Raw genomic sequence first — 22,688 nt, forward strand, 5'->3', positions numbered from 1 at the left:
TACGTGACAAAGGCTTATGGAGTCTTTTTATGAGTGAAGTCAAGCATTCGCGCCTGATCATCCTGGGCTCCGGCCCCGCGGGCTATACCGCTGCCGTGTACGCCGCGCGCGCCAACCTCAAGCCTGTTGTCATCACCGGCATCCAGCCCGGCGGCCAGCTCACCACCACTACCGAAGTCGACAACTGGCCCGGCGATGTCGAGGGCCTGACCGGTCCCGCCCTGATGCAGCGCATGGAGCAGCACGCCCAGCGTTTCGATACCGAGATCGTTTACGACCACATCCACACCGCCGAGTTGCAGCAAAAGCCCTTCACCCTCAAGGGCGACAGCGGTACCTACACCTGCGACGCGCTGATCATTGCCACCGGCGCCTCCGCGCAGTACCTGGGCATGTCCTCCGAGCAGGCCTTCATGGGCAAGGGCGTTTCCGCCTGCGCCACCTGTGACGGCTTCTTCTACCGCAACCAGGTGGTCTGCGTGGTCGGCGGCGGCAACACCGCCGTGGAAGAGGCGCTGTATCTGTCCAACATCGCCAAGGAAGTCCACCTGATCCACCGCCGCGACAAGCTGCGTTCGGAGAAAATCCTCCAGGACAAGCTGTTCGAGAAAGCCCAGAACGGCAATGTGCGCCTGCACTGGAACACCACCCTGGACGAAGTCCTGGGCGATGACATGGGCGTGATCGGCGTACGCCTGAAGAACACCGAAAGTGGCGCAACCCGCCAACTGGACCTGTCCGGCGTATTCATCGCCATCGGCCACAAGCCCAACACCGACCTGTTCACCGGCCAACTGGAAATGCATGACGGCTACCTGAAGATCAAGGGTGGCGCCGAAGGCAACGCCACCCAGACCAGCATCGAAGGCGTGTTCGCCGCAGGCGACGTGGCCGACCACGTCTACCGCCAGGCAATCACCTCCGCCGGCGCCGGCTGCATGGCCGCGCTGGACGCCGAAAAGTTCCTCGACGACAACTGATCGGTCAAAGGGGGAGGCCCGCCCTCCCCTCCTCCACCCATGCTCAATTGGCTTTCTCGCGACAACTTCGACTTCCCACCCCTGGACAAGGCCCTGCACGAGCCCAACGGCCTGCTCGCGGCCGGCGGCGATCTCGACCCGCGCCGACTGGTCCAGGCGTATCGCCACGGCTGCTTCCCCTGGTACCAGGACGGCCAGCCGATCCTCTGGTGGTCGCCCGATCCGCGCACCGTGCTGTTCCCCGACGAACTGCACGTTTCCCGCAGCCTGGCAAAGCTCATCCGCCAGCAGCGCTATCAGGTCACCATCGACCAGGCCTTCGAGCAGGTCATCCACGGCTGCGCCGGCCCGCGCGACTACGCCGACGACACCTGGATCACCACGCCAATGCAGCAGGCCTACTGCGAGCTGCATCGCATGGGCATCGCACATTCGGTGGAAGCCTGGGACGGCAACGCGTTGGTCGGCGGCCTTTACGGGCTGGCCATTGGCCGGCTGTTCTTCGGCGAATCCATGTTCAGCCGCGCGGACAATGCCTCCAAGGTAGCGTTCGTCGGCCTGGTGCAGCGCCTGAAGACTGCCGGCTTCGAACTGATCGACTGCCAGATGCCGACCCAGCACCTGCACAGCTTTGGTGCGCGAGCCATTTCCCGACGGGAATTTTCCGCCTATCTGCGCCGCCATCTCGACCAATCGCCATTACTGGACTGGACTTCCCAAGCGGACCAGCCCAGCCTGACATAAACTTGCCAGAGGGTCCTCGCAGGGGTTGAAGATGACCGAGCTCGCCCGCCTGAAGTTTTACGCCACACAGCCGCATCCATGCAGCTATCTGCCCGAGGAGCAGGCCACCACCCTGTTCCTCGACCCCAGTCAGCCTATGGACACGCAGCTGTATGCCTCGCTTTCGGAGGTCGGCTTCCGGCGCAGCGGTGAGCACCTGTACCGCCCCCACTGCCAGCACTGCACCGCCTGTATCCCGGCGCGCATCCCGGCCACCAGCTTCCAGCCCAGCCGCCAGCAGAAACGCATCCTCAAGCGCAACACCGACCTCGAGATCCTCCGCAAGCGGCCGACCTTCACCGAGGAGTACTACGCGCTGTACATGCGCTACATCGAGCAACGCCACGCTGACGGAGACATGTACCCGCCCAGCCGCGACCAGTTCGCCACCTTCCTGGTGCGCGACCTGCCGTTCAGCTGCTTCTTCGAGTTCCGCCTGCAGGGCCGCCTGCTGGCCGTGGCCGTCACCGACGTGCTGCCCAATGGACTCTCGGCGGTCTACACCTTCTACGACCCCGACGAAGAGCGCCGCAGCCTGGGCCGCTTCGCCATCCTCTGGCAGATCGCCGAGACTCACCGCCTGGGCCTGCATGCGGTCTATCTCGGCTACTGGATCAAGAACTGCCGGAAGATGAACTACAAGACCCAGTACCGGCCAATCGAGCTGTTCGTGAACCAGCGCTGGGTGGTGCTGAACTGATCCATTACGCGCCACTTGGCGTGATGAGGCAATTTCAGGCACAATGTGTGCCTTTTTTAATGACCTGAAACTTCAGGCAACCATAGATACCGAGGGTTCTACTGCATGTCGAAAGAAGACAGCTTCGAAATGGAAGGCACTGTCGTCGACACCCTGCCCAACACCATGTTCCGCGTGGAGTTGGAGAACGGGCACGTCGTTACCGCGCACATCTCCGGCAAGATGCGCAAGAACTACATCCGCATCCTGACCGGCGACAAGGTTCGCGTAGAACTGACGCCCTACGACCTGTCCAAGGGTCGTATCACCTACCGCGCCCGCTGACGGACGGTAGCGCCGGCAGTCGAAGCCGGCACATATAAAAGCGCCCGGCATTGCCGGGCGTTTTCGTTTGAGCCTGATGCTCGTCAGGCCGGCTCCGCGGCGATCACCTCGAACTCGAAGGCCAGCTCGCCATCCTTCAGATCCACATGGGCCACCCCCCCATGCTCGGCCAGTTCGCCGAACAGGATCTCCTCAGCCAGCGGCCGCTTGATCTTGTCCTGGATCAGCCGCGCCATCGGGCGCGCGCCCATCTGCGGATCGTAGCCCTTGTCCGCCAACCAGCCGCGCGCCGCATCGCTGACCTCGATCTGCACATGCTTGTCCTCCAACTGCGCCTGCAGCTCGGTGAGGAACTTGTCGACAATGCTCTTGATGGTCTCGTGACTGAGACGACCGAACTGGATGATGGTATCCAGGCGGTTGCGGAACTCCGGCGTGAAGCTCTTCTTGATCACTTCCATCGCGTCGGTCGAGTGATCCTGCAGCGTGAAGCCGATGGAGGCCCGCGCCGCGGTTTCCGCGCCCGCGTTGGTGGTCATGATCAGGATGACATTGCGGAAGTCCGCCTTGCGCCCGTTGTTGTCGGTCAGGGTGCCGTGATCCATTACCTGCAGCAGCAGGTTGAAGACTTCCGGATGCGCCTTCTCGATCTCGTCCAGCAGCAGCACGCAATGTGGAGTCTTGGTGATCGCCTCGGTGAGCAGGCCGCCCTGGTCGAAGCCGACGTAGCCCGGAGGCGCACCGATCAGACGAGACACGGTATGCCGCTCCATGTACTCGGACATGTCGAAGCGCACCAGCTCCACGCCCAGCGCCTTGGCCAACTGGCGAGCCACCTCGGTCTTGCCCACCCCTGTCGGGCCGGAGAACAGGAACGAGCCGACGGGCTTGTCCGGCGACTTGAGACCGGCGCGCGACAACTTGATAGCCGTGGACAGCGATTCGATGGCCGCCGCCTGACCGAACACGGTCAGCTTCAAGTCACGCTCGAGGTTGCGCAGCAGCTCTTTATCGGAGCTGGACACGTGCTTGGGCGGAATCCGCGCGATCTTCGCGACGATGTCCTCGACCTGCGGCACCTCGATGCGCTTCACACGCTTCTCTTCGGGCTGCAGGCGCTGGTAGGCACCCGCTTCGTCGATCACGTCGATGGCCTTGTCCGGCATGTGCCGGTCATTGATGTAGCGGGCGGCCAGCTCGGCGGCGGCGCGCAGCGCTTCATCGCTGTACTCGATATGGTGGTGCTGCTCGAAGCGTGGCTTCAGCCCCTTGAGGATACCGACGGTGTCCTCGATGGACGGCTCGGTGACGTCGACCTTCTGGAAGCGGCGAGCCAGCGCGCGATCCTTCTCGAAGATGCCACGGAACTCCTGGAAGGTAGTCGAGCCGATGCAGCGGATCTCTCCGGAAGACAGCAGCGGCTTGAGCAGGTTGGAGGCATCCATCACCCCGCCCGACGCCGCGCCGGCACCGATGATGGTGTGGATTTCGTCAATGAACAGCACCGCATGCGGCCGCTTGCGCAGCTCATTGAGCAGTGCCTTGAAGCGCTTTTCGAAGTCGCCACGGTACTTGGTACCCGCCAGCAATGCCCCCAGATCCAGGGAGTAGACGACGCTGTCGGACAGCAAATCCGGCACCTGGCCATCGACGATGCGCTTGGCCAGACCTTCGGCGATAGCGGTCTTGCCGACGCCCGCCTCGCCGACCAGCAGCGGGTTGTTCTTGCGACGGCGCGCGAGGATCTGCGCGACGCGCTCGACTTCCGACTCGCGGCCAACCAGCGGATCGATGCGCCCCTGGCGCGCCAGATCGTTCAGGTTGCTGGCATAGGCATCCAGCGGATGGCTGGAGGTGGATGACTCGCCGCCCTCTTCGTCCTGCATGTCCTGTTCGCTGTCCTGCTGCTCGGCATGGCCCGGCACCTTGGAGATACCGTGGGCGATGTAGTTGACCACGTCGATCCGTGCAACGCTTTGCTGCTTGAGCAGGAACACCGCCTGGCTTTCCTGTTCGCTGAAGATGGCCACCAGCACGTTGGCGCCGGTCACTTCGCGCTTGCCGGAGCTCTGAACGTGAAACACCGCGCGCTGCAATACGCGCTGGAAGCCCAGGGTCGGCTGGGTCTCGCGATCCTCATCATGCTGGGGGATCAGCGGCGTGGTGGAGTCGATGAACTCCTGCAGGTCTCGCCGCAGCTTGTCCAGATTGGCTCCACACGCTCTCAGGACCGTTGCGGCAGCTTCATTGTCCAGAAGCGCCAACAGCAAGTGCTCAACGGTCATGAACTCATGCCGTTTCGCCCGCGCCTCCTTGAAGGCGAGATTGAGGGTGACTTCGAGCTCTCGATTCAACATGACTTCACCTCGCTCCCAAACATCCGCATCAACCTTCTTTCTCTATTTCGCACAACAGTGGATGTTGGCTCTCCCTCGCATATTGATTGACCTGCATGGCTTTGGTTTCCGCGACATCACGGGTAAAGGTCCCGCAGTGCGCCTTGCCTTGAGTATGCACGGTCAACATGACCTTGGTTGCCTGCTCACGGTTCATGTTGAAGTACAGCTCGAGCACCTCGACCACGAAATCCATCGGGGTGTAATCATCGTTGAACATGATGACCCGATACATGGACGGTGCTTTCAGCGCAGGCTTGGATTCCTCGACCGCGAGCCCCGTCCCTTCGTCTTCCAATGGATCCGGGCGGTCCTGATTGAATGTTAGTCGAATCTGGCTACTTGCATGCATGCTGGAATAAAAGCTTTGCGAGTGGGTGAATGAGGGGGCCGACTGGAGTTTGAATCGCCTCTCAGGCCCAGACGATGCCGCCTTGACTAACGGCAAAAGGGTGTTACAACCAAAGGATACCCCCGGAGGGTATCAGGAGTTCCGGACGCCAGTCTCGTTAAAGGCTGAAGCGGAATAGTAGTGGATGATACTCCAGCGATGGAGTCCTTTGCAGAGGGATATCAGCATGCTCAGCGGTAAGGTCAAGTGGTTCAACAACGCCAAGGGCTATGGATTCATCCTGGCTGAAGGCCGAGATGAGGACCTGTTCGCTCATTACTCGGCGATCCAGATGGATGGCTACAAGACACTCAAGGCCGGCCAGCCCGTCAGCTTCGAGATCCTGCAAGGTCCGAAGGGGTTGCATGCGGTCAACATCCAACCCATCAACGCCAACGCATCCATTCCCTCCGCCCAGACTGCCCCGAGCAGCGAGATCCAGAACATCACGGCAGAGGCCTGATCCCCCCGGATCAGCAGAATGAAAAGGCCGGCATCAGCCTAATGCTGTTCACTTAAGCATTTGAGCTGTTGTCGCGGCTCCCTGAAAATCCGATGCCAGACTTCTGGCATCGGATTTTTTATGTCTTTCCAACAGCAACTGCTCGACCTAGGCGAGTTGTTCAACTTCTCCGATTTGAGCACCTTCACCCAGAACATTCCGGTCGAGTGGGTGGCGTCCGCGCTGGACCTTTCCGCCCAGGCGACCATCCGGCGGCGCCGCCTGCCCAGCGACCAGGTGCTCTGGCTGGTGCTGGGGATGGCGTTGTTCCGCGACGAACCGGTCCATGAAGTGGCAAGGCGTCTGAACATCTGCGCCCAGGGGCTGGCCTCCTACGACCTTCTGGCCAGAAGTGGCGTCACCGAGGCGCGCAAACGGTTGGGTGCCGATCCGGTTGAGTGGCTGTTTCGCCAGACGGGTCACCAATGGGGCCGCGAGCGCTACGACGGCGATACCTGGCAGGGCTTGCAGGTGTTGGCCGTGGATGGCGCACTGCTGCGCACCCCAGACACCCCCGAACTCCGGGAGCATTTCGGCTCTGGCAATACCTCCACCGACCGCCAGACACCATTCCCCATGCTGCGGCTTGCAGCCCTGATGAATGTGCGCTCGCACCTGATCCTGGATGCCCAGCTGAGTCCCTACCGCCGTAGCGAAATGCGCTTGGCCGATACATTCCTGCAGCAGGTTCCCGATCACTCGGTGACGCTGTTCGACAAGGGATTTTGGAGTGCTGACTTGCTACTGGGGCTGGCCAAGGGCGGTGACAACCGTCATTGGTTGATTCCGGCACGCAAGGCCCTGGTCAGCGAGGAGGTGACGCGTTACGGCAAAGGGGATCGCCTGCTGCGCATGAAGGTGTCGACCCCGGCACGCAAGCGCAATCCGGACCTGCCAACGCACTGGGAGGTGCGTGAGGTCAGCTACGAAGTAGGGGGCAAGGTAAAAACCCTTTTGACCTCACTGCCGGCGGATATCCATAACGCCAAAGCCGTGGTGAAGCTGTACCAGGAACGCTGGGAGATCGAGCTGGGCTTCCGGGATATCAAAAGCTCCTTACAGCAGAATGCAATGACCCTGCGCAGCAAGGTCAAGGAACTGGTCTATCAAGAGGTCTGGGGAGTGTTGCTGGCCTACAACATCATCCGCCGTGAGGCCAGTCAGGCTGCGGTGGCCTTTGGCCGTTCCCCAAGCGACATACGTTTCAAGCCGGTGGCCCACTATATCGCCGTGCAATTGATCGTGATGGCGGCGGCCAACCCGATTTCGGCAACAGGCAGGCGCCTCTCGGAGCTGAGATCGGGACTCGGAGGACTGTTTCTGGATCACCGTCCAAGGCCCTCAAGACCAAGGACGGTGAAGATCTCCAAGTCCCGCTACCCAGTGGATTGCAAGGCTGCTCCGCTTAAGTGAACAGCATTACGGCATCAGCCGGCCTTTTTTATGAGCGTGTCACCCGGATTACATCTTGGCGATGATCGCGTCACCGAACTCCGAGCAGGACAGCAGCTTGGCGCCTTCCATCAGGCGCTCGAAATCATAGGTTACAGTTCTGGCCGCGATGGCGCCGTTCACACCCTTGATGATCAGGTCGGCCGCTTCCGGCCAGCCCATGTGGCGCAGCATCATCTCGGCAGAGAGGATCACCGAACCCGGATTCACCTTGTCGAGCCCCGCATACTTGGGTGCGGTGCCGTGGGTCGCCTCGAACATGGCCACCGAGTCGGACAGGTTGGCGCCCGGCGCAATGCCGATGCCGCCCACCTCCGCCGCCAGGGCGTCGGACAGGTAGTCGCCGTTCAGGTTGAGGGTGGCGATCACGTCGTACTCGGCCGGACGCAGCAGGATCTGCTGCAGCATGGCGTCGGCGATCACGTCCTTCACCACGATGTTCTTGCCGGTGTTGGGATTCTTGAACTGCATCCACGGGCCGCCGTCGAGCAGCTGGGCGCCGAACTCGTCACGGGCCAGTTCGTAGCCCCAGTCCTTGAAGGCACCTTCGGTGAACTTCATGATGTTGCCCTTGTGAACGATGGTCACGGAGCTGCGATCATTGTCCACGGCATACTGCAGGGCCTTGCGCACCAGGCGCTTGGTACCTTCCAGGGAAACCGGCTTGATGCCGATACCGCAGTTGTCGGTGAAGCGGATCTTCTTGACGCCCATTTCCTCGGTGAGGAACTTGATGATCTTCTGGGCCTCGGGCGTGCCGGCCTTCCACTCGACGCCGGCATAGATGTCTTCGGAGTTCTCGCGGAAGATCACCATGTCCACGTCACCAGGCTTCTTCACCGGGCTCGGCACACCTTCGAACCAACGCACCGGGCGCAGGCAGACATAGAGGTCGAGCTGCTGGCGCAGTGCCACGTTCAGCGAGCGGATACCGCCACCCACCGGAGTGGTCAGCGGCCCTTTGATGGACACGACGTAGTCGCGAACGGCATCCAGGGTTTCCTGGGGCAGCCAGGTGTCCTGATCATAGACCTGGGTGGCCTTCTCGCCCGCATAGACTTCCATCCACGCGATCTTGCGCTCGCCTTTGTAGGCTTTCTCGACGGCAGCGTCGACGACCTTGATCATGACCGGGCTGATGTCGGCGCCAATGCCATCACCCTCGATGAACGGGATGATCGGGTTCTTCGGTACATTCAAGGACATATCGGCGTTGACGGTGATTTTGTCACCGGCCGGCACCTGGATCTTTTGGTATCCCATGCTGAACTCCGCGTTGTGGTTAAACCCTCTTGCAGCCCATTAGGGTAGCCCACAAGAAGGCAATCGAACTACATCTTCCTTAGTCTAAAAACGGCGCACGCGTAAACCCTGCCATTAGGGTGGTATACTGGTCCGCATGACTTAATGGTCATCGAGGTCCGAGCAGTCTGGGACCAGACTCTCTCCCCTCGCAACGGCGGAGTCCACACCAGGAACCCGTCGTACAACGCTCTACTGGCGCCCCAATATCCCCGCGGCAATTCTCGAAGGTCGATCAACCACTTCGTTGAACGCAAGCGTGTACCAACGCGATTCGAGACTCTGTGCGCGCCCAGCAAAGAAGAGAGTTAGAACGAGATGTCCATCCGCTCGAAGATCACCTACACCTTCACCGACGAAGCACCCGCCCTTGCCACCTATTCGCTTCTTCCCATCGTAAAAGCCTTCGCCGCCTCCGCCGGCATCGACGTAGAAACCCGCGACATCTCTCTTGCAGGCCGCATCCTGGCCTCCTTCGCCGACAAACTCGGCGACCAGGCCATCGAAGACGACCTGGCCTACCTGGCCCAACTGGCCACCGCCCCCGAAGCCAACATCATCAAGCTGCCGAACATCTCCGCTTCGGTACCGCAGCTCAAGGGCGCCATCGCCGAGCTGCAGAAGCTGGGCTACGCCGTTCCGGACCTCCCGGAAGACCCGCAGACCGACGAAGAAAACGACACCCGCGCGCGCTACGCCAAGGTCCTGGGCAGCGCCGTGAACCCGGTCCTGCGCGAAGGCAACTCCGACCGCCGCGCCCCCGCCGCCGTGAAAGCCTACGCCCGCAAGCACCCGCACAGCATGGGCAAGTGGAGCATGGCGTCGCGCTCCCACGCCGACTACATGCGCGGCGGCGACTTCTTCTCCAGCGAGCAGTCGGTGACCATTCCGCAGGCCGGTGACGTCCGTCTCGAGTTCGTCGGCAAAGACGGCAAGGTCGAGGTCAAGAAGACCCTGAAGATGCAGGAAGGCGAAGTCCTCGACAGCATGTTCATGAGCTGCGGCAAGCTGCGCGACTTCTTCGAGAAGACCCTGCAGGACTGCAAGGAAACCGGCGTCATGTGGTCCCTGCACGTCAAGGCGACCATGATGAAGATCTCCCACCCGATCGTCTTCGGCCACGCCGTCACCGTCTACTACAAGGACGTGTTCGACAAGTACGGCAAGCTGTTCGAAGAGCTGGGCGTGAACCCGAACAACGGCATTTCCAGCGTCTACGACAAGATCAAGTCGCTGCCCGCCTCGCAGCAGGAAGAAATCCTCCACGACATCCACGAGGTGTACAGCCACCGCCCGGAAATGGCGATGGTCGACTCGGTCAAGGGCATCACCAACCTGCACATCCCCAGCGACGTGATCGTCGACGCCTCCATGCCGGCGATGATCCGCAACTCCGGCCAGATGTGGGGCAAGGACGGCAAGCAGAAGGACACCAAGGCGGTAATGCCGGAAAGCACCTACGCCCGCATGTACCAGGAGATGATCAACTTCTGCAAGACCAACGGCGCCTTCGACCCGACCACCATGGGCAGCGTGCCGAACGTCGGCCTGATGGCACAGAAGGCCGAGGAGTATGGCTCCCACGACAAGACCTTCGAGATGGAAGCCGATGGCACCATGCGCGTGGTCGACGCCGACGGCAAGGTACTGATGCAGCACGAAGTACAGGCCGGCGACATCTGGCGCGCCTGCCAGACCAAGGACGCCCCGATCCGCGACTGGGTCAAGCTGGCCGTCACCCGCGCCCGCCAGTCCAACACCCCGGCCATCTTCTGGCTGGACCCGGAGCGCGCCCACGACAATGAGCTGCGCAAGAAGGTCGAGCTGTACCTGCAGGACTACGACCTGACCGGCCTGAACATCAGCATCAAGGACTACAACGAAGCCATCCGTACCAGCATGGAGCGCCAGATCCGCGGCCTGGACACCATCTCCGTGACCGGCAACATCCTGCGCGACTACCTGACCGACCTGTTCCCGATCATGGAGCTGGGCACCTCGGCCAAGATGCTGTCCATCGTTCCGCTGATGGCCGGCGGCGGCATGTACGAGACCGGCGCCGGCGGTTCGGCGCCCAAGCACGTACAGCAGCTGGTGGAAGAGAACTACCTGCGCTGGGACTCCCTGGGCGAGTTCCTGGCCCTGGCCGTCTCCTTCGAGGAAGAAGGCATCAAGACCGGCAACGCCAAGGCCAAGGTCCTGAGCAAGACCCTCGACGAAGCCACCGGCAAGCTGCTGGACAACAACAAGTCGCCGTCGCGCAAGGTTGGTGAAATCGACAACCGCGGCAGCCACTTCTACCTGGCGATGTACTGGGCCCAGGCCCTGGCCGCGCAGAACGACGACGCCGAACTGAAGGCCCACTTCAGCGCACTGGCCAAGACCCTGACCGAGCAGGAAGCGACCATCGTCGCCGAACTGAACGGCGTCCAGGGCAAGCCGGCCGACATCGGCGGTTACTACCGCTCCAACCCGGAGCTGACCTCGCAGGTCATGCGCCCGAGTGCGACCTTCAACGCCGCAATCGACGCACTGGCGTAAGCCGCTTCGCGTGACACCAGAACCCCGGGCCTGCCCGGGGTTCTGCTTTCCGCACCCCGCCACGTTAAACTCGCGCCTTCCGACCTAACGAGATCGCAACCATGCGCTGGCTAGCACACGTCACCGTCGCCACCATCGTCGAAGACCAGGGCCGCTTCCTGCTGGTGGAAGAAATGTCCGCTGACAAAAAGCAGGTCTTCAACCAGCCCGCCGGCCACCTGGAAGCCAACGAAACCCTCATCGAGGCCGCCGCGCGCGAAACCCTCGAGGAAACCGGCTGGGACGTGGAGCTGACCGCTGTCACCGGCATCTACCTCTACACTGCGCCGAGCAACGGCGTGACCTACCAGCGTGTATGCTTCGCCGCCCGCCCCTTGCGCCACCACCCCGAGCGCGCACTGGACGACGGCATCCTCGGCGCCCGCTGGATGACCCGTGACGAACTCGCCGCGCAACCCGAGCGCTGGCGCAGCCATCTGGTGCTGCGCTGCATCGACGACTATCTGCGGGGCGAGCGCTATCCGCTCAGTCTGATCAAGGCCTGACGCGCAAGCAGCGCCTCTGCCGCCCGGCTCTGGTAGAATCTCCGCCTTTACCTGCACCCGTGATGCGCCACCATGTCTGATTCCGCTCCTTCTTCGCTGAAAAGCCCCCAGAACACCCGCGTCATTGTCGGCATGTCCGGCGGCGTGGATTCCTCCGTCTCCGCCCTCCTCCTCAAGGAACAGGGTTACCAGGTGGAAGGCCTGTTCATGAAGAACTGGGAAGAGGACGACGGCACCGAATACTGCACCGCCATGACCGACCTGGCCGACGCCCAGGCCGTCTGCGACCGCATCGGCATCCAGCTGCACACCGCCAATTTCGCCGCGGAATACTGGGACAACGTCTTCGAACACTTCCTCGAAGAGTACAAGGCCGGCCGCACACCGAACCCAGACATCCTGTGCAACCGCGAGATCAAGTTCAAAGCTTTCCTCGACTACGCGCTGGCCCTGGGCGCCGACCTGATCGCCACCGGCCACTACGTGCGCCGCCGCGATATCGACGGGCGCAGCGAGCTGCTCAAGGGACTGGACCCGAACAAGGACCAGAGCTACTTCCTGCACGCTGTCGGCGGCGAACAGATCGGCAAGACCCTGTTCCCGGTCGGCGAACTGGAGAAGCCCGAGGTGCGCGCCATCGCCGGGAAATACGGCCTGGCCACCGCGAAGAAGAAGGACTCCACCGGCATCTGCTTCATCGGCGAGCGCCGTTTCAGCGACTTCCTCAAGCAGTACCTGCCGGCCCAGCCGGGTGACATCGAGACCACCGACGGTACCGTCATCGGCAAGCATGTCGGCCTGATGTACCACACCATCGGCCAGCGCCAGGGCCTGGGCATCGGCGGCCTGAAGAACGCCGACGATAGCCCCTGGTACGTGCTGGAGAAGGATCTGGTGCGCAACGTCCTGGTCGTCGGCCAGGGCAACGACCACCCGTGGCTGTTCTCCCGCGCCCTGCACGCCTCGCACATCTACTGGGTCAACCCCATCGACCTGGACCAGCCCAAGGTCCTGCGCGCCAAGGTGCGCTACCGCCAGGCCGACCAGGACTGCACACTGGAACGCACCGAGAACGGCTACCGCGCCGTCTTCGACGAGCCGCAGCGCGCCGTGACCCCGGGCCAGTCCGTGGTCTTCTACGACGGCGAAATCTGCCTCGGCGGCGGCGTCATCGAATCCGCAGAACCCGCGTTCGCTAAGGACCGTAAATGAGCGATCTGCACGACCAGATCATTGCCCTCTCCGGCGTCTTCGAAGCCGCCTCTCTGGTAGACCGCCTCGCCCGCACCGGGCAGATCCCCGAGGCACCGCTGGGCTGCATGCTCGGCAGCCTGCTGGTGCGCGACCCGAAGACCACCCTCGACGTCTACGGCGGCGACACCGCCAACCTGCGCGAGGGCTTCCGCGCCCTGGTCAGCGCCCTGGAGCGTGACCCCAACAGCCTGCAGCGCGAGCCACTGCGCTACGCCCTATCGCTGATCGGCCTGGAACGCCAGTTGAACAAGCGCGACGACATGCTCGACCTGATGGGTAGCCGCCTCGACCAGATCCAACAGCAGGTCCAGCACTTCGGCCTGATCCACGAGAACGTCATCGCCTCCTGCGCCGGCCTCTACCAGGACACGCTGAGCACCTTCCGCCAGCGCATCCAGGTACACGGCGACATGCGCCATCTGCAGATCAACGCCAACGCCGCACGCATCCGCGCCCTGCTGCTGGCCGGCATCCGCTCCGCGCGCCTGTGGCGACAGCTCGGCGGCAACCGCTGGCAGATGCTGTTCAGCCGGAAGAAAATGCTCAACGAGCTGCGCCCCCTGCTGCGCGGCTGAAACACCTTCTACCGGTCGCCGCAAAGGCGACCGGAGCGCCACTTTCGTGTATGATGTGCGCCCTTTTCGTTGACCTCCAGCCACGAGAACGCCCCATGCAGCTTTCCTCCCTTACCGCGGTTTCCCCCGTTGACGGCCGTTACGGCAGCAAAACCAGCGCCCTGCGTCCGATCTTCAGTGAATACGGCCTGATCCGTTTCCGCGTCCTGGTGGAGGTTCGCTGGCTGCAGCGTCTCGCCGCCCATGCCGGCATCCCTGAAGTCGCCCCCTTCTCCGCCGAAGCCAACGCCCTGCTGAATCAGCTGGCCGATGACTTCCAGTTGGAGCACGCGCAGCGCATCAAGGACATCGAGCGCACCACCAACCACGACGTCAAGGCCGTGGAATACCTGCTCAAGGAACAAGCCGCCAAGCTGCCGGAACTGGCCAAGGTCAGCGAGTTCATCCACTTCGCCTGCACCTCCGAGGACATCAACAACCTGTCCCACGCCCTGATGCTGCGCGAAGGCCGTGATACCGTGCTGCTGCCGCTGATGCGCCAGATCGCCGACGCCATCCGCGAGCTGGCGGTGCAGTTCGCCGAAGTGCCGATGCTCTCCCGCACCCACGGCCAGCCGGCCTCCCCGACCACCCTGGGCAAGGAACTGGCCAACGTCGTCTACCGCCTGGAGCGCCAGATCAAGCAGGTCGCCTCGGTCGAACTGCTGGGCAAGATCAACGGCGCCGTGGGCAACTACAACGCCCACCTGTCCGCCTACCCACAAGTGGATTGGGAAGCCAACGCCCGCGAATTCATCGAAGGTGACCTGGGCCTGAACTGGAACCCCTACACCACCCAGATCGAGCCGCACGACTACATCGCCGAGCTGTTCGACGCAGTGGCGCGCTTCAACACCATCCTCATCGACTTCGATCGCGACGTCTGGGGCTACATCTCCCTGGGCTACTTCAAGCAGAAGACCGTCGCCGGTGAAATCGGCTCCTCGACCATGCCGCACAAGGTCAATCCGATCGACTTCGAGAACTCCGAAGGCAACCTGGGTATTGCCAACGCCCTGCTCCAGCACCTGGCCAGCAAGCTGCCGATCTCCCGCTGGCAGCGCGACCTGACCGACTCCACCGTGCTGCGCAACCTGGGCGTGGGCTTCGCCCACAGCGTCATCGCCTACGAAGCCAGCCTCAAGGGTATCGGCAAGCTGGAGCTGAATGCCGCGCGCATCGCCGACGACCTGGACGCCTGCTGGGAAGTCCTGGCCGAGCCGGTACAGACCGTCATGCGCCGCTACGGCATCGAGAACCCCTACGAGAAACTCAAGGAGCTGACCCGCGGCAAAGGCATCAGCGCCGAAGCCCTGCAGGTGTTCATCGAAGGCCTCGACATGCCGGCAGAAGCCAAGGCCGAGCTGAAGAAACTGACCCCCGCGAACTACATCGGTAACGCCGCCGCCCAGGCCAAGCGCATCTGAGATTCGCCCTGACTTTGCACGCCCGGCTGTGCCGGGCGTTTTTGTTTCAAGGACTTAACCATGAATCCTGTTATTCCTCTTCAGCTTTTGGGCGGCATCAGCGCCGAAGAATTCCTCCGCGATTACTGGCAGAAAAAGCCCCTGCTGGTGCGCCAGGCCATCCCCGACTTCAAGAGCCCACTGGAGCCTGACGAACTGGCCGGCCTGGCCCTGGAAGAGATGATCGAATCGCGCATCGTCGTCGAGCATGGCGGCAGCCCGTGGGAACTGCGCCGCGGCCCGTTCAAGGAAGAAACCTTCAAGGATCTGCCCGAGCGCGACTGGACCCTGCTGGTGCAGGCCGTCGACCAGTTCATCCCGGAAGTCGCCGAACTGCTGGAACATTTCAAGTTCCTGCCCAGCTGGCGCATCGACGACGTGATGATCAGCTACGCAGCCCCCGGCGGCGGTGTCGGCCCGCACTTCGACAACTACGACGTGTTCCTCCTCCAGGGCCACGGCCATCGCCGCTGGAAGATCGGCCAGACCTGCGATGCCAGCAGCCCGATGCTGCCTCACGCCGACCTGCGCATCCTCGCCGAGTTCGAAGAGAGCGCAGAATGGGTGCTGGAGCCCGGCGACATGCTCTACCTGCCGCCGCGCGTGGCCCACTACGGCATCGCCGAAGACGACTGCATGACCTACTCGGTCGGTTTCCGCGCCCCCAGCGCCGCCGAAGTGCTGACCCACTTCACCGACTTCCTCGCCCAGTTCCTCTCCGACGAGGAGCGCTACAGCGACGCCGGCATGAGTGCGGTGAAGGGCGACGAAGACCAGCACAAGATCCAGAGCGACGCTCTCGACCGCCTGAAAAACCTGCTGCAGGAACACATGAGCGACGAGCGCCTGCTGCTCACCTGGTTCGGCCAGTTCATGACCGAGCCGCGCTACCCGGAACTGGTCGCCGGCGAGGAAATCGAGGAAGACGAACTGACCAGCGCGATTGCCGAGGGCGCCGTACTGATCCGCAACCCCAGCGCGCGCATGGCCTGGAGCGAAGTGGACGTCGGCCTGCTGCTGTTCGCCAGCGGCCAGACCGTGGTCCTGCCGGAAAAACTCCGCGACCTGCTCAAGCTGGTGTGCTCGGCCCAATCGCTGCACGAAGAGAATCTCGGCCAATGGCTGGCCGATGAGGATGGGCGTAAGCTCGTTGGAGAACTGATCAAACAAGGCAGTCTGGAGTTCGCCGATGAGTAGCAAGATCAGGGTTCGCGTGGCGGACTGGCAAAAGGATAATGCCGACCTGCGGCGCATTCGCGAGGCAGTGTTCATCGCCGAGCAATCGGTTCCGCCGGAACTCGAATGGGACGCCGAGGACGTCGAAGCCGTGCACTTCCTGGCCTTCGAAGGTGACTACGCCATCGGTACCGCCCGCCTCCTGCCCGACGGGCATATCGGCCGGGTGTCGGTCCTCAAGGACTGGCGCGGCCTGAAGGTCGGCGACCAGCTCATGCGTGCCGCCATCGAGGAAGCCGAACGCCAGGGCTTGAAACGCCAATTGCTGACCGCCCAGGTCTACGCCATTCCCTTCTACGAACGGCTAGGCTTCAAGGTGGCCAGCGGCGAATTTCTCGACGCCGGCCTCCCCCACGTGGACATGGTGCGCGAAAGCGACTGAGGCAACGTAATGGACAACGTCCCGGAGCAAGACGACCTCCCGGTGGAACTGCCGGACATCGAGTTCCAGTCTCCGGGACGTTTCGCCATCCACAACCCACCCAGCGAAGCGCTGCCACCCGAGACGCTGGAGCCTGCGCCGTTTCGCCTCGGCGAGAATGACCAGTTGCACCGCTTCAGCAAGCCCGAAGACGCCCGCGCCCACGCCCTGGCACTGATGCAGCAGGCGCAGCGCACACTCTACCTCTACACCCCCGACCTGGAGCCCTGGCTGTACCACCACAGCAGCATCCAGGAGGCCTGCACCCAACTGCTGCTGGGCAATCCGCGCAATCGCCTGATGATCCTGGTACGCGACAGCAGCCGCGCGGTGAAGGAAGGCCATCGCCTGCTCAACCTCAGCCGGCGCCTCTCCAGCTACTGCCAGATCCGCCGGATCAACCCCGACTATCCGAGCGAAGAACACGCCTTCCTGCTGGCTGACGAGTGCGGCCTGCTGCTGCGGCCAGCGCCTGGCGAGCATGCCGGCTACGTCTACTACAACAATCCCGGTCGCACCCGTCAGTTGCTGGCACAGTTCGAACAAACCTGGAACACCAGCCTGCTCGACCCGAACCTGCGGAGTTTCCTGATTTGAGCCGACGCCCTTTCGCCCTGCTTCTCGCCTGCGGCATCAGTCTCGCCGCCGTCGCGGCACCGCGCACCGAGATCATTCCGCTCAACTACCGCACCGCCGAAGACGTGCTGCCGGTAGCGCAGTCGGTGCTGGGCAACGAAGGACGCGTCAGCGCCTATGGCAACCAGCTCGTGGTGAACGCCGAACCCGCAAAGATCCGCGAACTGCAACAGGTGCTCAATCAACTGGACACCCGCCCCCATCAACTGCTCATCAGCCTCGACACCAGCGACAACAGCCAGGGCAACCAGAGCGGCTATTCCGTGAACGGCTCGGTCAGCGCCGGCAACGTGGAAATCCAGAGCGGCCGTGGCGAAGTGAACGGTCGTGACCAGGTACGCATCATCAACCGCTCCACCAACAGCCGCGGCGGCGGTACCCAGCAAGTGCGCGCCACCGAAGGCTCGCCGGCGCTCATCCAGGTCGGCCAGAGCCAGCCGGTAACCAACGCGGGCATCGGCCCCTACGGCCAGGTCTACAGTCAGACCGAATACCGCGACGCCAACCAGGGCATGTACGTGACCGTCAGCCTCACCGGCAATCTCGCGCACATCACCCTGAGCACCCGCAACGACCGCTTCAACGGCAACTACCAGGGCTCGATGAACACCAGCGCCACCGAAACCCGGGTCAGCGGCCCGCTCGGCCAATGGATCGAGATCGGCGGCGTCAGCGAAAGCAACCGGAGCACCCAGAGCGGTTTCGCCCGCCACTACAGCACCCAGGGCCGCAACGACAGCAGCCTGCGGGTGAAAGTCGAAGTCCTCGACTAACCCCTCCGAAGGTGACTTGCCGGTCCTCGTTAGACCTTCGTGTAGTAGTCTAAAAAAACACTACAAAACGTTTGACGAACGCTCGTTTGAAAGGGCATGATGGCCTCGCTCCCGCTAACCAGAGGGCCTCAAAGCCCTCCGGATCGCGCCAGCGGCCCACCCGTCGCGCCGGTCCGTGTTGTTAAGCCCACAAGGCGGATCGACGAGGTTGCGACTGGCAAGAGGTTGTCCTGAGGGACGGGGAAGCAAGCCTGAGTAACAGCACGAAGTGACGGATTCAGCCGTCCACCATCGCCCAACGGCTGCCACGAGCCGGCAAGCGATTCTGGATGTCACCGCTGCAGTCACGAGTCTGTACGCCGCGCCACCCCACTCCTCCAGCGTCACTCCTTCTTTCGGTCGCCCCTTCGCCATCCCGCGGCGAGCAACCCGCAGCCAATTCCGTTTCGATACAGGTCTTGAGTGGGTAAGTCGGTGCTCAACCACACACATACTTTGAAGGATTGACCATGTCAGCTTATCAAAACGACATCAAAGCCGTTGCCGCCCTGAAAGAGAAAGCCGGCAACAGCTGGAGCGCTATCAACCCCGAGTCGGTTGCCCGCATGCGCGCTCAGAACCGCTTCAAGACTGGTCTGGACATCGCCAAGTACACTGCGGCCATCATGCGCAAGGACATGGCCGAGTATGACGCCGACTCCTCCGTCTATACCCAGTCGCTGGGTTGCTGGCATGGCTTCATCGGTCAGCAGAAGCTGATCTCGATCAAGAAGCACCTGAAGACCACCAACAAGCGCTACCTCTACCTGTCCGGCTGGATGGTTGCCGCGCTGCGTTCCGACTTCGGCCCGCTGCCCGACCAGTCCATGCACGAGAAAACCGCAGTATCGGGCCTGATCGAAGAGCTCTACACGTTCCTGCGCCAGGCTGACGCCCGCGAACTGGATCTGCTCTTCACCGCCCTGGACAGCGCTCGCGCCGCTGGCGACAAGGCCAAGCAGGACGAGATCCAGGCTCAGATCGACGGCTACGAAACCCACGTCGTACCGATCATCGCCGATATCGACGCCGGCTTCGGCAACCCGGAAGCCACCTACCTGCTGGCCAAGCGCATGATCGAAGCAGGCGCTTGCTGCATCCAGATCGAAAACCAGGTTTCCGATGAGAAGCAGTGCGGCCACCAGGACGGTAAAGTGACCGTTCCGCACGAAGACTTCCTCGCCAAGATCAATGCTGTTCGCTACGCCTTCCTCGAGCTGGGCGTTGACGATGGCGTGATCGTTGCCCGCACCGACTCCCTGGGTGCCGGCCTGACCAAGCAGATCGCCGTGACCAAGCAGCCGGGCGACCTGGGCGACCAGTACAACTCCTTCCTTGACTGCGACGAGATCAGCGCCGCCGAGCTGCAGAACGGCGACGTGGTAATCAACCGCGGCGGCAAGCTGCTGCGTCCCAAGCGCCTGGCTTCCAACCTGTTCCAGTTCCGCAAGGGCACCGGCGAAGACCGTTGCGTCCTGGACTGCATCACCTCGCTGCAGAACGGCGCCGACCTGCTGTGGATCGAAACCGAGAAGCCGCACGTTGGCCAGATCAAGGGCATGGTTGACCGCATCCGCGAAGTCATCCCGAACGCCAAGCTGGTTTACAACAACAGCCCGTCCTTCAACTGGACCCTGAACTTCCGCCAGCAGGTGTTCGATGCGTTCGTCGCCGAAGGCAAGGACGTTTCCGCCTACGACCGCGCCAAGCTGATGAGCGTCGAGTACGACGAGACCGAACTGGCCCAGGTTGCTGACGAGAAGATCCGTACCTTCCAGCGTGACGGTTCCGCCCACGCCGGCATCTTCCACCACCTGATCACCCTGCCGACCTACCACACCGCCGCGCTGTCCACCGACAACCTGGCCAAGGGCTACTTCGCCGACCAGGGCATGCTGGCCTACGTGAAGGGTGTTCAGCGTCAGGAATTGCGTCAGGGCATCGCCTGCGTCAAGCACCAGAACATGGCTGGCTCGGACATCGGCGACAACCACAAAGAGTACTTCGCTGGCGAAGCCGCTCTGAAAGCCTCGGGTAAAGACAACACCATGAACCAGTTCCACTAAGGAACCCGGTTCGACCGGCCCCTCGGGGCCGGGAGGCAGCGCAAGACCCCGGCATCCGCCGGGGTTTTGTTTTTCCGCTTGGCCCAATTGCCAGCCACCCTCCTCCGGCCCGCCAAGGGCAGATCCGCATCGACATGCCAGCCTCGGACTTCCCTCCATCGAGAACTGGAAAGTCCATGCCCAAGCGCAACCGCCTCGCCCTCGCCGCCCACCTGATCCAGCGCCTGCCACGCCTCCTTCACGAACCGCTGCTCAGTCGCCTGTTCTGCTCCCAGGTGCGCTTCGCCGGTACCGCCAAGGTGCGCATCCAGAAGCTGTCCGGCGACGAAGTCCGAATGAGCCTGGCCAACCATCGTCAAGTGCGGAATCACATTGGCGGCGTGCATGCCGCCGCTACGGCGCTGCTCGCCGAATCCGCCAGCGGCTGCATGGTCGGCATGAACCTGCCCGACCACAAACTGCCACTGATCAAGACCCTCAAGGTCGACTACCTGCGCCGCGCCAGCGGCGGGCTGCGCGCCATCGCCACACTGACGCCGGAACAGCGCCATGCCATGCTTACGGATGACCGAGGCGACACGCTGATCCCGGTAACCCTGCTGGACGATAGCGGCGGCGAGCCGGTTCGCTGCGAAATGCACTGGGCCTGGGTCAGCAAGAAGAAATGAACCACCCCGAAGGGAGGGGTCGTCCAACAAAGCAGGAAAGGGATAATTGAATGTCGAAGAAGCGGCGAAATAAGAGCCTCGCCGCTTATATGTAGTAAAGTTACGGACATACAACACCGCAAATGATAATACTTATCATTTATGAGGTGCCAATTTATTGCGGCCAAATACCTCGAAAGTACTATTCGACCAAAGCCGAAGTGCCGGCACACTAGGCGTTGTGAACCGCGCAGGCAGTGGCCTTACGGAAATGCAAAAGCCTTTTGCCCGTTTTAGAAGCATCTGTTTGTGTTGGAAAAATTTACTTGCTGAAGGCTTTGGGCATAAAATTGGAAAGATGACCTGAACCCTTAGCTCGCTATCCTTGAGTTGCCGGGTTCGCAGTAGTCGGGCCTTGCGCCCGAAACCCAAGACAATCGTTATTTGTAGGAAGGAGTATCGGCATGCCCAATCCAGCTGAACTTGCAGCTCAACACTGGGGACTCGCCGCCTTCCTTTTAGGAGTGCTGGGCCTGCTCGGCTTCATGCTAGGGGTTTCCAGTCTGCTTGGCAGTAAGGCATTTGGTCGCAGCAAGAACGAACCGTTCGAATCCGGGATCGTTCCTACCGGCAGCGCACGCCTGCGTCTGTCGGCAAAATTCTATCTGGTCGCGATGCTCTTCGTGATCTTCGACGTCGAAGCCCTCTTCCTTTTCGCCTGGTCAGTGTCCGTCCGTGAAAGCGGCTGGGCCGGTCTGATCGAGGCAACCATTTTCATAGCAATTCTGTTGGCAGGTCTTGTCTACCTGTGGCGTATCGGCGCGCTCGATTGGGCGCCGGCGGCACGTCGCGCACGGCAGGCGAAGCTAAAACAATGAGGCTTTGGCGATGCAATACAAACTTACCCGGATCGATCCGGATGCGCCCAATGATCAATACCCGATCGGCCAGCGCGAAACGGTAGAAGACCCGCTCATCGAAGGGCAGGTCCACAAGAACATCTTCATGGGCAAACTGGAGGATGTTCTCAACGGTGCGGTGAACTGGGGTCGCAAGAACTCCCTTTGGCCGTACAACTTCGGTCTGTCCTGCTGCTACGTGGAGATGACCACGGCGTTCACCGCGCCGCACGACATCGCCCGTTTCGGCGCCGAAGTGATCCGTGCATCGCCGCGCCAGGCTGACTTCATGGTCATCGCCGGCACCTGCTTCATCAAGATGGCTCCGGTCATCCAGCGCCTGTACGAGCAGATGCTGGAACCCAAGTGGGTGATCTCGATGGGTTCGTGCGCCAACTCCGGCGGCATGTACGACATCTACTCGGTCGTTCAGGGGGTCGACAAGTTCCTCCCCGTGGACGTGTACATCCCCGGCTGCCCGCCCCGTCCGGAGGCGTTCCTGCAAGGCCTGATGCTGCTGCAGGAATCCATCGGCCAGGAGCGTCGCCCGTTGTCCTGGGTTGTAGGCGATCAAGGCATCTATCGTGCCGACATGCCTGCCCAGAAGGATCTCAAGCGCGAACAGCGCATTGCGGTCACCAACCTGCGCAGCCCCGACGAAGTGTGATCCGGCCCTCCACGAGAGGCCCGTATTCACTCCACCGTTGACCGAGTGTGACTT

General features: G+C 62.2%; 22 protein-coding genes. 19 read left to right on the forward strand and 3 right to left on the reverse strand.

Going from position 1 to position 22,688, the window contains the following annotated elements; all coding sequences use genetic code 11:
- Positions 1 to 29 precede the first annotated feature (29 nt).
- The 4 genes from trxB (at position 30) to infA (ending at position 2,787) form a co-directional block, all read left to right on the forward strand.
- A complete protein-coding gene (gene trxB / locus H681_RS13665) occupies positions 30 to 980 on the forward strand; it encodes a thioredoxin-disulfide reductase (protein WP_015477458.1) in 951 nt (316 codons plus the stop codon).
- A gap of 39 nt (positions 981 to 1,019) precedes the next feature.
- On the forward strand, positions 1,020 to 1,724 hold the full coding sequence (gene aat, locus H681_RS13670; protein WP_015477459.1) for a leucyl/phenylalanyl-tRNA--protein transferase: 705 nt from the start codon (positions 1,020 to 1,022) through the stop codon (positions 1,722 to 1,724).
- A 31-nt stretch (positions 1,725 to 1,755) separates the two neighbouring features.
- Entirely contained in the window at positions 1,756 to 2,463 is a 708-nt protein-coding gene (locus tag H681_RS13675; protein ID WP_015477460.1) for an arginyltransferase, read from the forward strand.
- 105 nt (positions 2,464 to 2,568) lie between these two features.
- Positions 2,569 to 2,787 (forward strand): translation initiation factor IF-1, encoded by a 219-nt coding sequence (gene infA / locus H681_RS13680; protein ID WP_002553999.1) that lies wholly within the window; start codon positions 2,569 to 2,571, stop codon positions 2,785 to 2,787.
- Positions 2,788 to 2,870: 83 nt separating this feature from the next.
- Here infA and clpA read toward each other — a convergent pair whose 3' ends face one another.
- Together clpA and clpS are read right to left on the reverse strand one after the other, a co-directional pair.
- Positions 2,871 to 5,144 carry an ATP-dependent Clp protease ATP-binding subunit ClpA gene (gene clpA / locus H681_RS13685; RefSeq protein ID WP_015477461.1) on the reverse strand — a complete coding sequence of 758 codons (2,274 nt, stop codon included), beginning with the start codon at positions 5,142 to 5,144 and terminating at the stop codon, positions 2,871 to 2,873.
- Between the two features lie 28 nt (positions 5,145 to 5,172).
- On the reverse strand, positions 5,173 to 5,535 hold the full coding sequence (gene clpS, locus H681_RS13690) for an ATP-dependent Clp protease adapter ClpS (RefSeq protein WP_041711993.1): 363 nt from the start codon (positions 5,533 to 5,535) through the stop codon (positions 5,173 to 5,175).
- A gap of 226 nt (positions 5,536 to 5,761) precedes the next feature.
- Between clpS and cspD the strand changes: the two genes are divergently transcribed.
- A complete protein-coding gene (gene cspD, locus H681_RS13695; RefSeq protein ID WP_015477463.1) occupies positions 5,762 to 6,037 on the forward strand; it encodes a cold shock domain-containing protein CspD in 276 nt (91 codons plus the stop codon).
- Between the two features lie 120 nt (positions 6,038 to 6,157).
- Positions 6,158 to 7,489 carry an IS4 family transposase gene (locus H681_RS13700; protein ID WP_015475035.1) on the forward strand — a complete coding sequence of 444 codons (1,332 nt, stop codon included), beginning with the start codon at positions 6,158 to 6,160 and terminating at the stop codon, positions 7,487 to 7,489.
- Positions 7,490 to 7,537: 48 nt separating this feature from the next.
- Here the strand turns inward: H681_RS13700 and icd are convergent, their stop codons facing one another.
- Positions 7,538 to 8,791, reverse strand: coding sequence for an NADP-dependent isocitrate dehydrogenase (icd, locus tag H681_RS13705; RefSeq protein WP_015477464.1), 1,254 nt, complete (start codon positions 8,789 to 8,791; stop codon positions 7,538 to 7,540).
- Between the two features lie 357 nt (positions 8,792 to 9,148).
- Between icd and H681_RS13710 the strand changes: the two genes are divergently transcribed.
- The 13 genes from H681_RS13710 to H681_RS13770 all read left to right on the forward strand — a co-directional run bounded on the left by H681_RS13710 (position 9,149) and on the right by H681_RS13770 (position 22,634).
- Positions 9,149 to 11,371, forward strand: a complete 2,223-nt coding sequence (locus H681_RS13710) for an NADP-dependent isocitrate dehydrogenase (RefSeq protein WP_015477465.1) — start codon at positions 9,149 to 9,151, stop codon at positions 11,369 to 11,371.
- A 101-nt stretch (positions 11,372 to 11,472) separates the two neighbouring features.
- Complete coding sequence (locus H681_RS13715) at positions 11,473 to 11,916, forward strand: NUDIX hydrolase (protein WP_015477466.1); 444 nt, start codon at positions 11,473 to 11,475, stop codon at positions 11,914 to 11,916.
- 72 nt (positions 11,917 to 11,988) lie between these two features.
- Entirely contained in the window at positions 11,989 to 13,128 is a 1,140-nt protein-coding gene (gene mnmA / locus H681_RS13720; protein ID WP_162140830.1) for a tRNA 2-thiouridine(34) synthase MnmA, read from the forward strand.
- On the forward strand, positions 13,125 to 13,745 hold the full coding sequence (gene hflD / locus H681_RS13725) for a high frequency lysogenization protein HflD (RefSeq protein WP_015477468.1): 621 nt from the start codon (positions 13,125 to 13,127) through the stop codon (positions 13,743 to 13,745). Before mnmA ends, hflD begins: the two co-directional genes overlap by 4 nt.
- Positions 13,746 to 13,840: 95 nt before the next feature.
- The gene (gene purB / locus H681_RS13730; protein ID WP_015477469.1) at positions 13,841 to 15,211 is read left to right on the forward strand and encodes an adenylosuccinate lyase; all 1,371 of its coding nucleotides are present in this window, start codon (positions 13,841 to 13,843) and stop codon (positions 15,209 to 15,211) included.
- A 60-nt stretch (positions 15,212 to 15,271) separates the two neighbouring features.
- The gene (locus tag H681_RS13735; protein ID WP_015477470.1) at positions 15,272 to 16,447 is read left to right on the forward strand and encodes a ribosomal protein uL16 3-hydroxylase; all 1,176 of its coding nucleotides are present in this window, start codon (positions 15,272 to 15,274) and stop codon (positions 16,445 to 16,447) included.
- Entirely contained in the window at positions 16,440 to 16,868 is a 429-nt protein-coding gene (locus H681_RS13740) for a GNAT family N-acetyltransferase (protein ID WP_015477471.1), read from the forward strand. Before H681_RS13735 ends, H681_RS13740 begins: the two co-directional genes overlap by 8 nt.
- 9 nt (positions 16,869 to 16,877) lie before the next feature.
- On the forward strand, positions 16,878 to 17,504 hold the full coding sequence (locus H681_RS13745; RefSeq protein WP_015477472.1) for a DUF7931 domain-containing protein: 627 nt from the start codon (positions 16,878 to 16,880) through the stop codon (positions 17,502 to 17,504).
- On the forward strand, positions 17,501 to 18,316 hold the full coding sequence (locus H681_RS13750; RefSeq protein WP_015477473.1) for a secretin N-terminal domain-containing protein: 816 nt from the start codon (positions 17,501 to 17,503) through the stop codon (positions 18,314 to 18,316). The genes H681_RS13745 and H681_RS13750 overlap by 4 nt, the downstream gene beginning before the upstream one ends.
- Positions 18,317 to 18,825: 509 nt before the next feature.
- Positions 18,826 to 20,421, forward strand: coding sequence for an isocitrate lyase (locus H681_RS13755; RefSeq protein ID WP_015477474.1), 1,596 nt, complete (start codon positions 18,826 to 18,828; stop codon positions 20,419 to 20,421).
- Between the two features lie 176 nt (positions 20,422 to 20,597).
- A complete protein-coding gene (locus tag H681_RS13760; RefSeq protein WP_015477475.1) occupies positions 20,598 to 21,089 on the forward strand; it encodes a DUF4442 domain-containing protein in 492 nt (163 codons plus the stop codon).
- Between the two features lie 443 nt (positions 21,090 to 21,532).
- On the forward strand, positions 21,533 to 21,946 hold the full coding sequence (ndhC, locus tag H681_RS13765; protein WP_015477476.1) for an NADH-quinone oxidoreductase subunit A: 414 nt from the start codon (positions 21,533 to 21,535) through the stop codon (positions 21,944 to 21,946).
- A 10-nt stretch (positions 21,947 to 21,956) separates the two neighbouring features.
- Positions 21,957 to 22,634: a NuoB/complex I 20 kDa subunit family protein gene (locus H681_RS13770; RefSeq protein WP_015477477.1), complete on the forward strand. Its 678-nt coding sequence runs from the start codon at positions 21,957 to 21,959 to the stop codon at positions 22,632 to 22,634.
- Positions 22,635 to 22,688 lie beyond the last annotated feature (54 nt).

Origin of the sequence: Pseudomonas sp. ATCC 13867, from assembly GCF_000349845.1 — a bacterium.
Taxonomy (GTDB): Bacteria; Pseudomonadota; Gammaproteobacteria; order Pseudomonadales; family Pseudomonadaceae; genus Pseudomonas.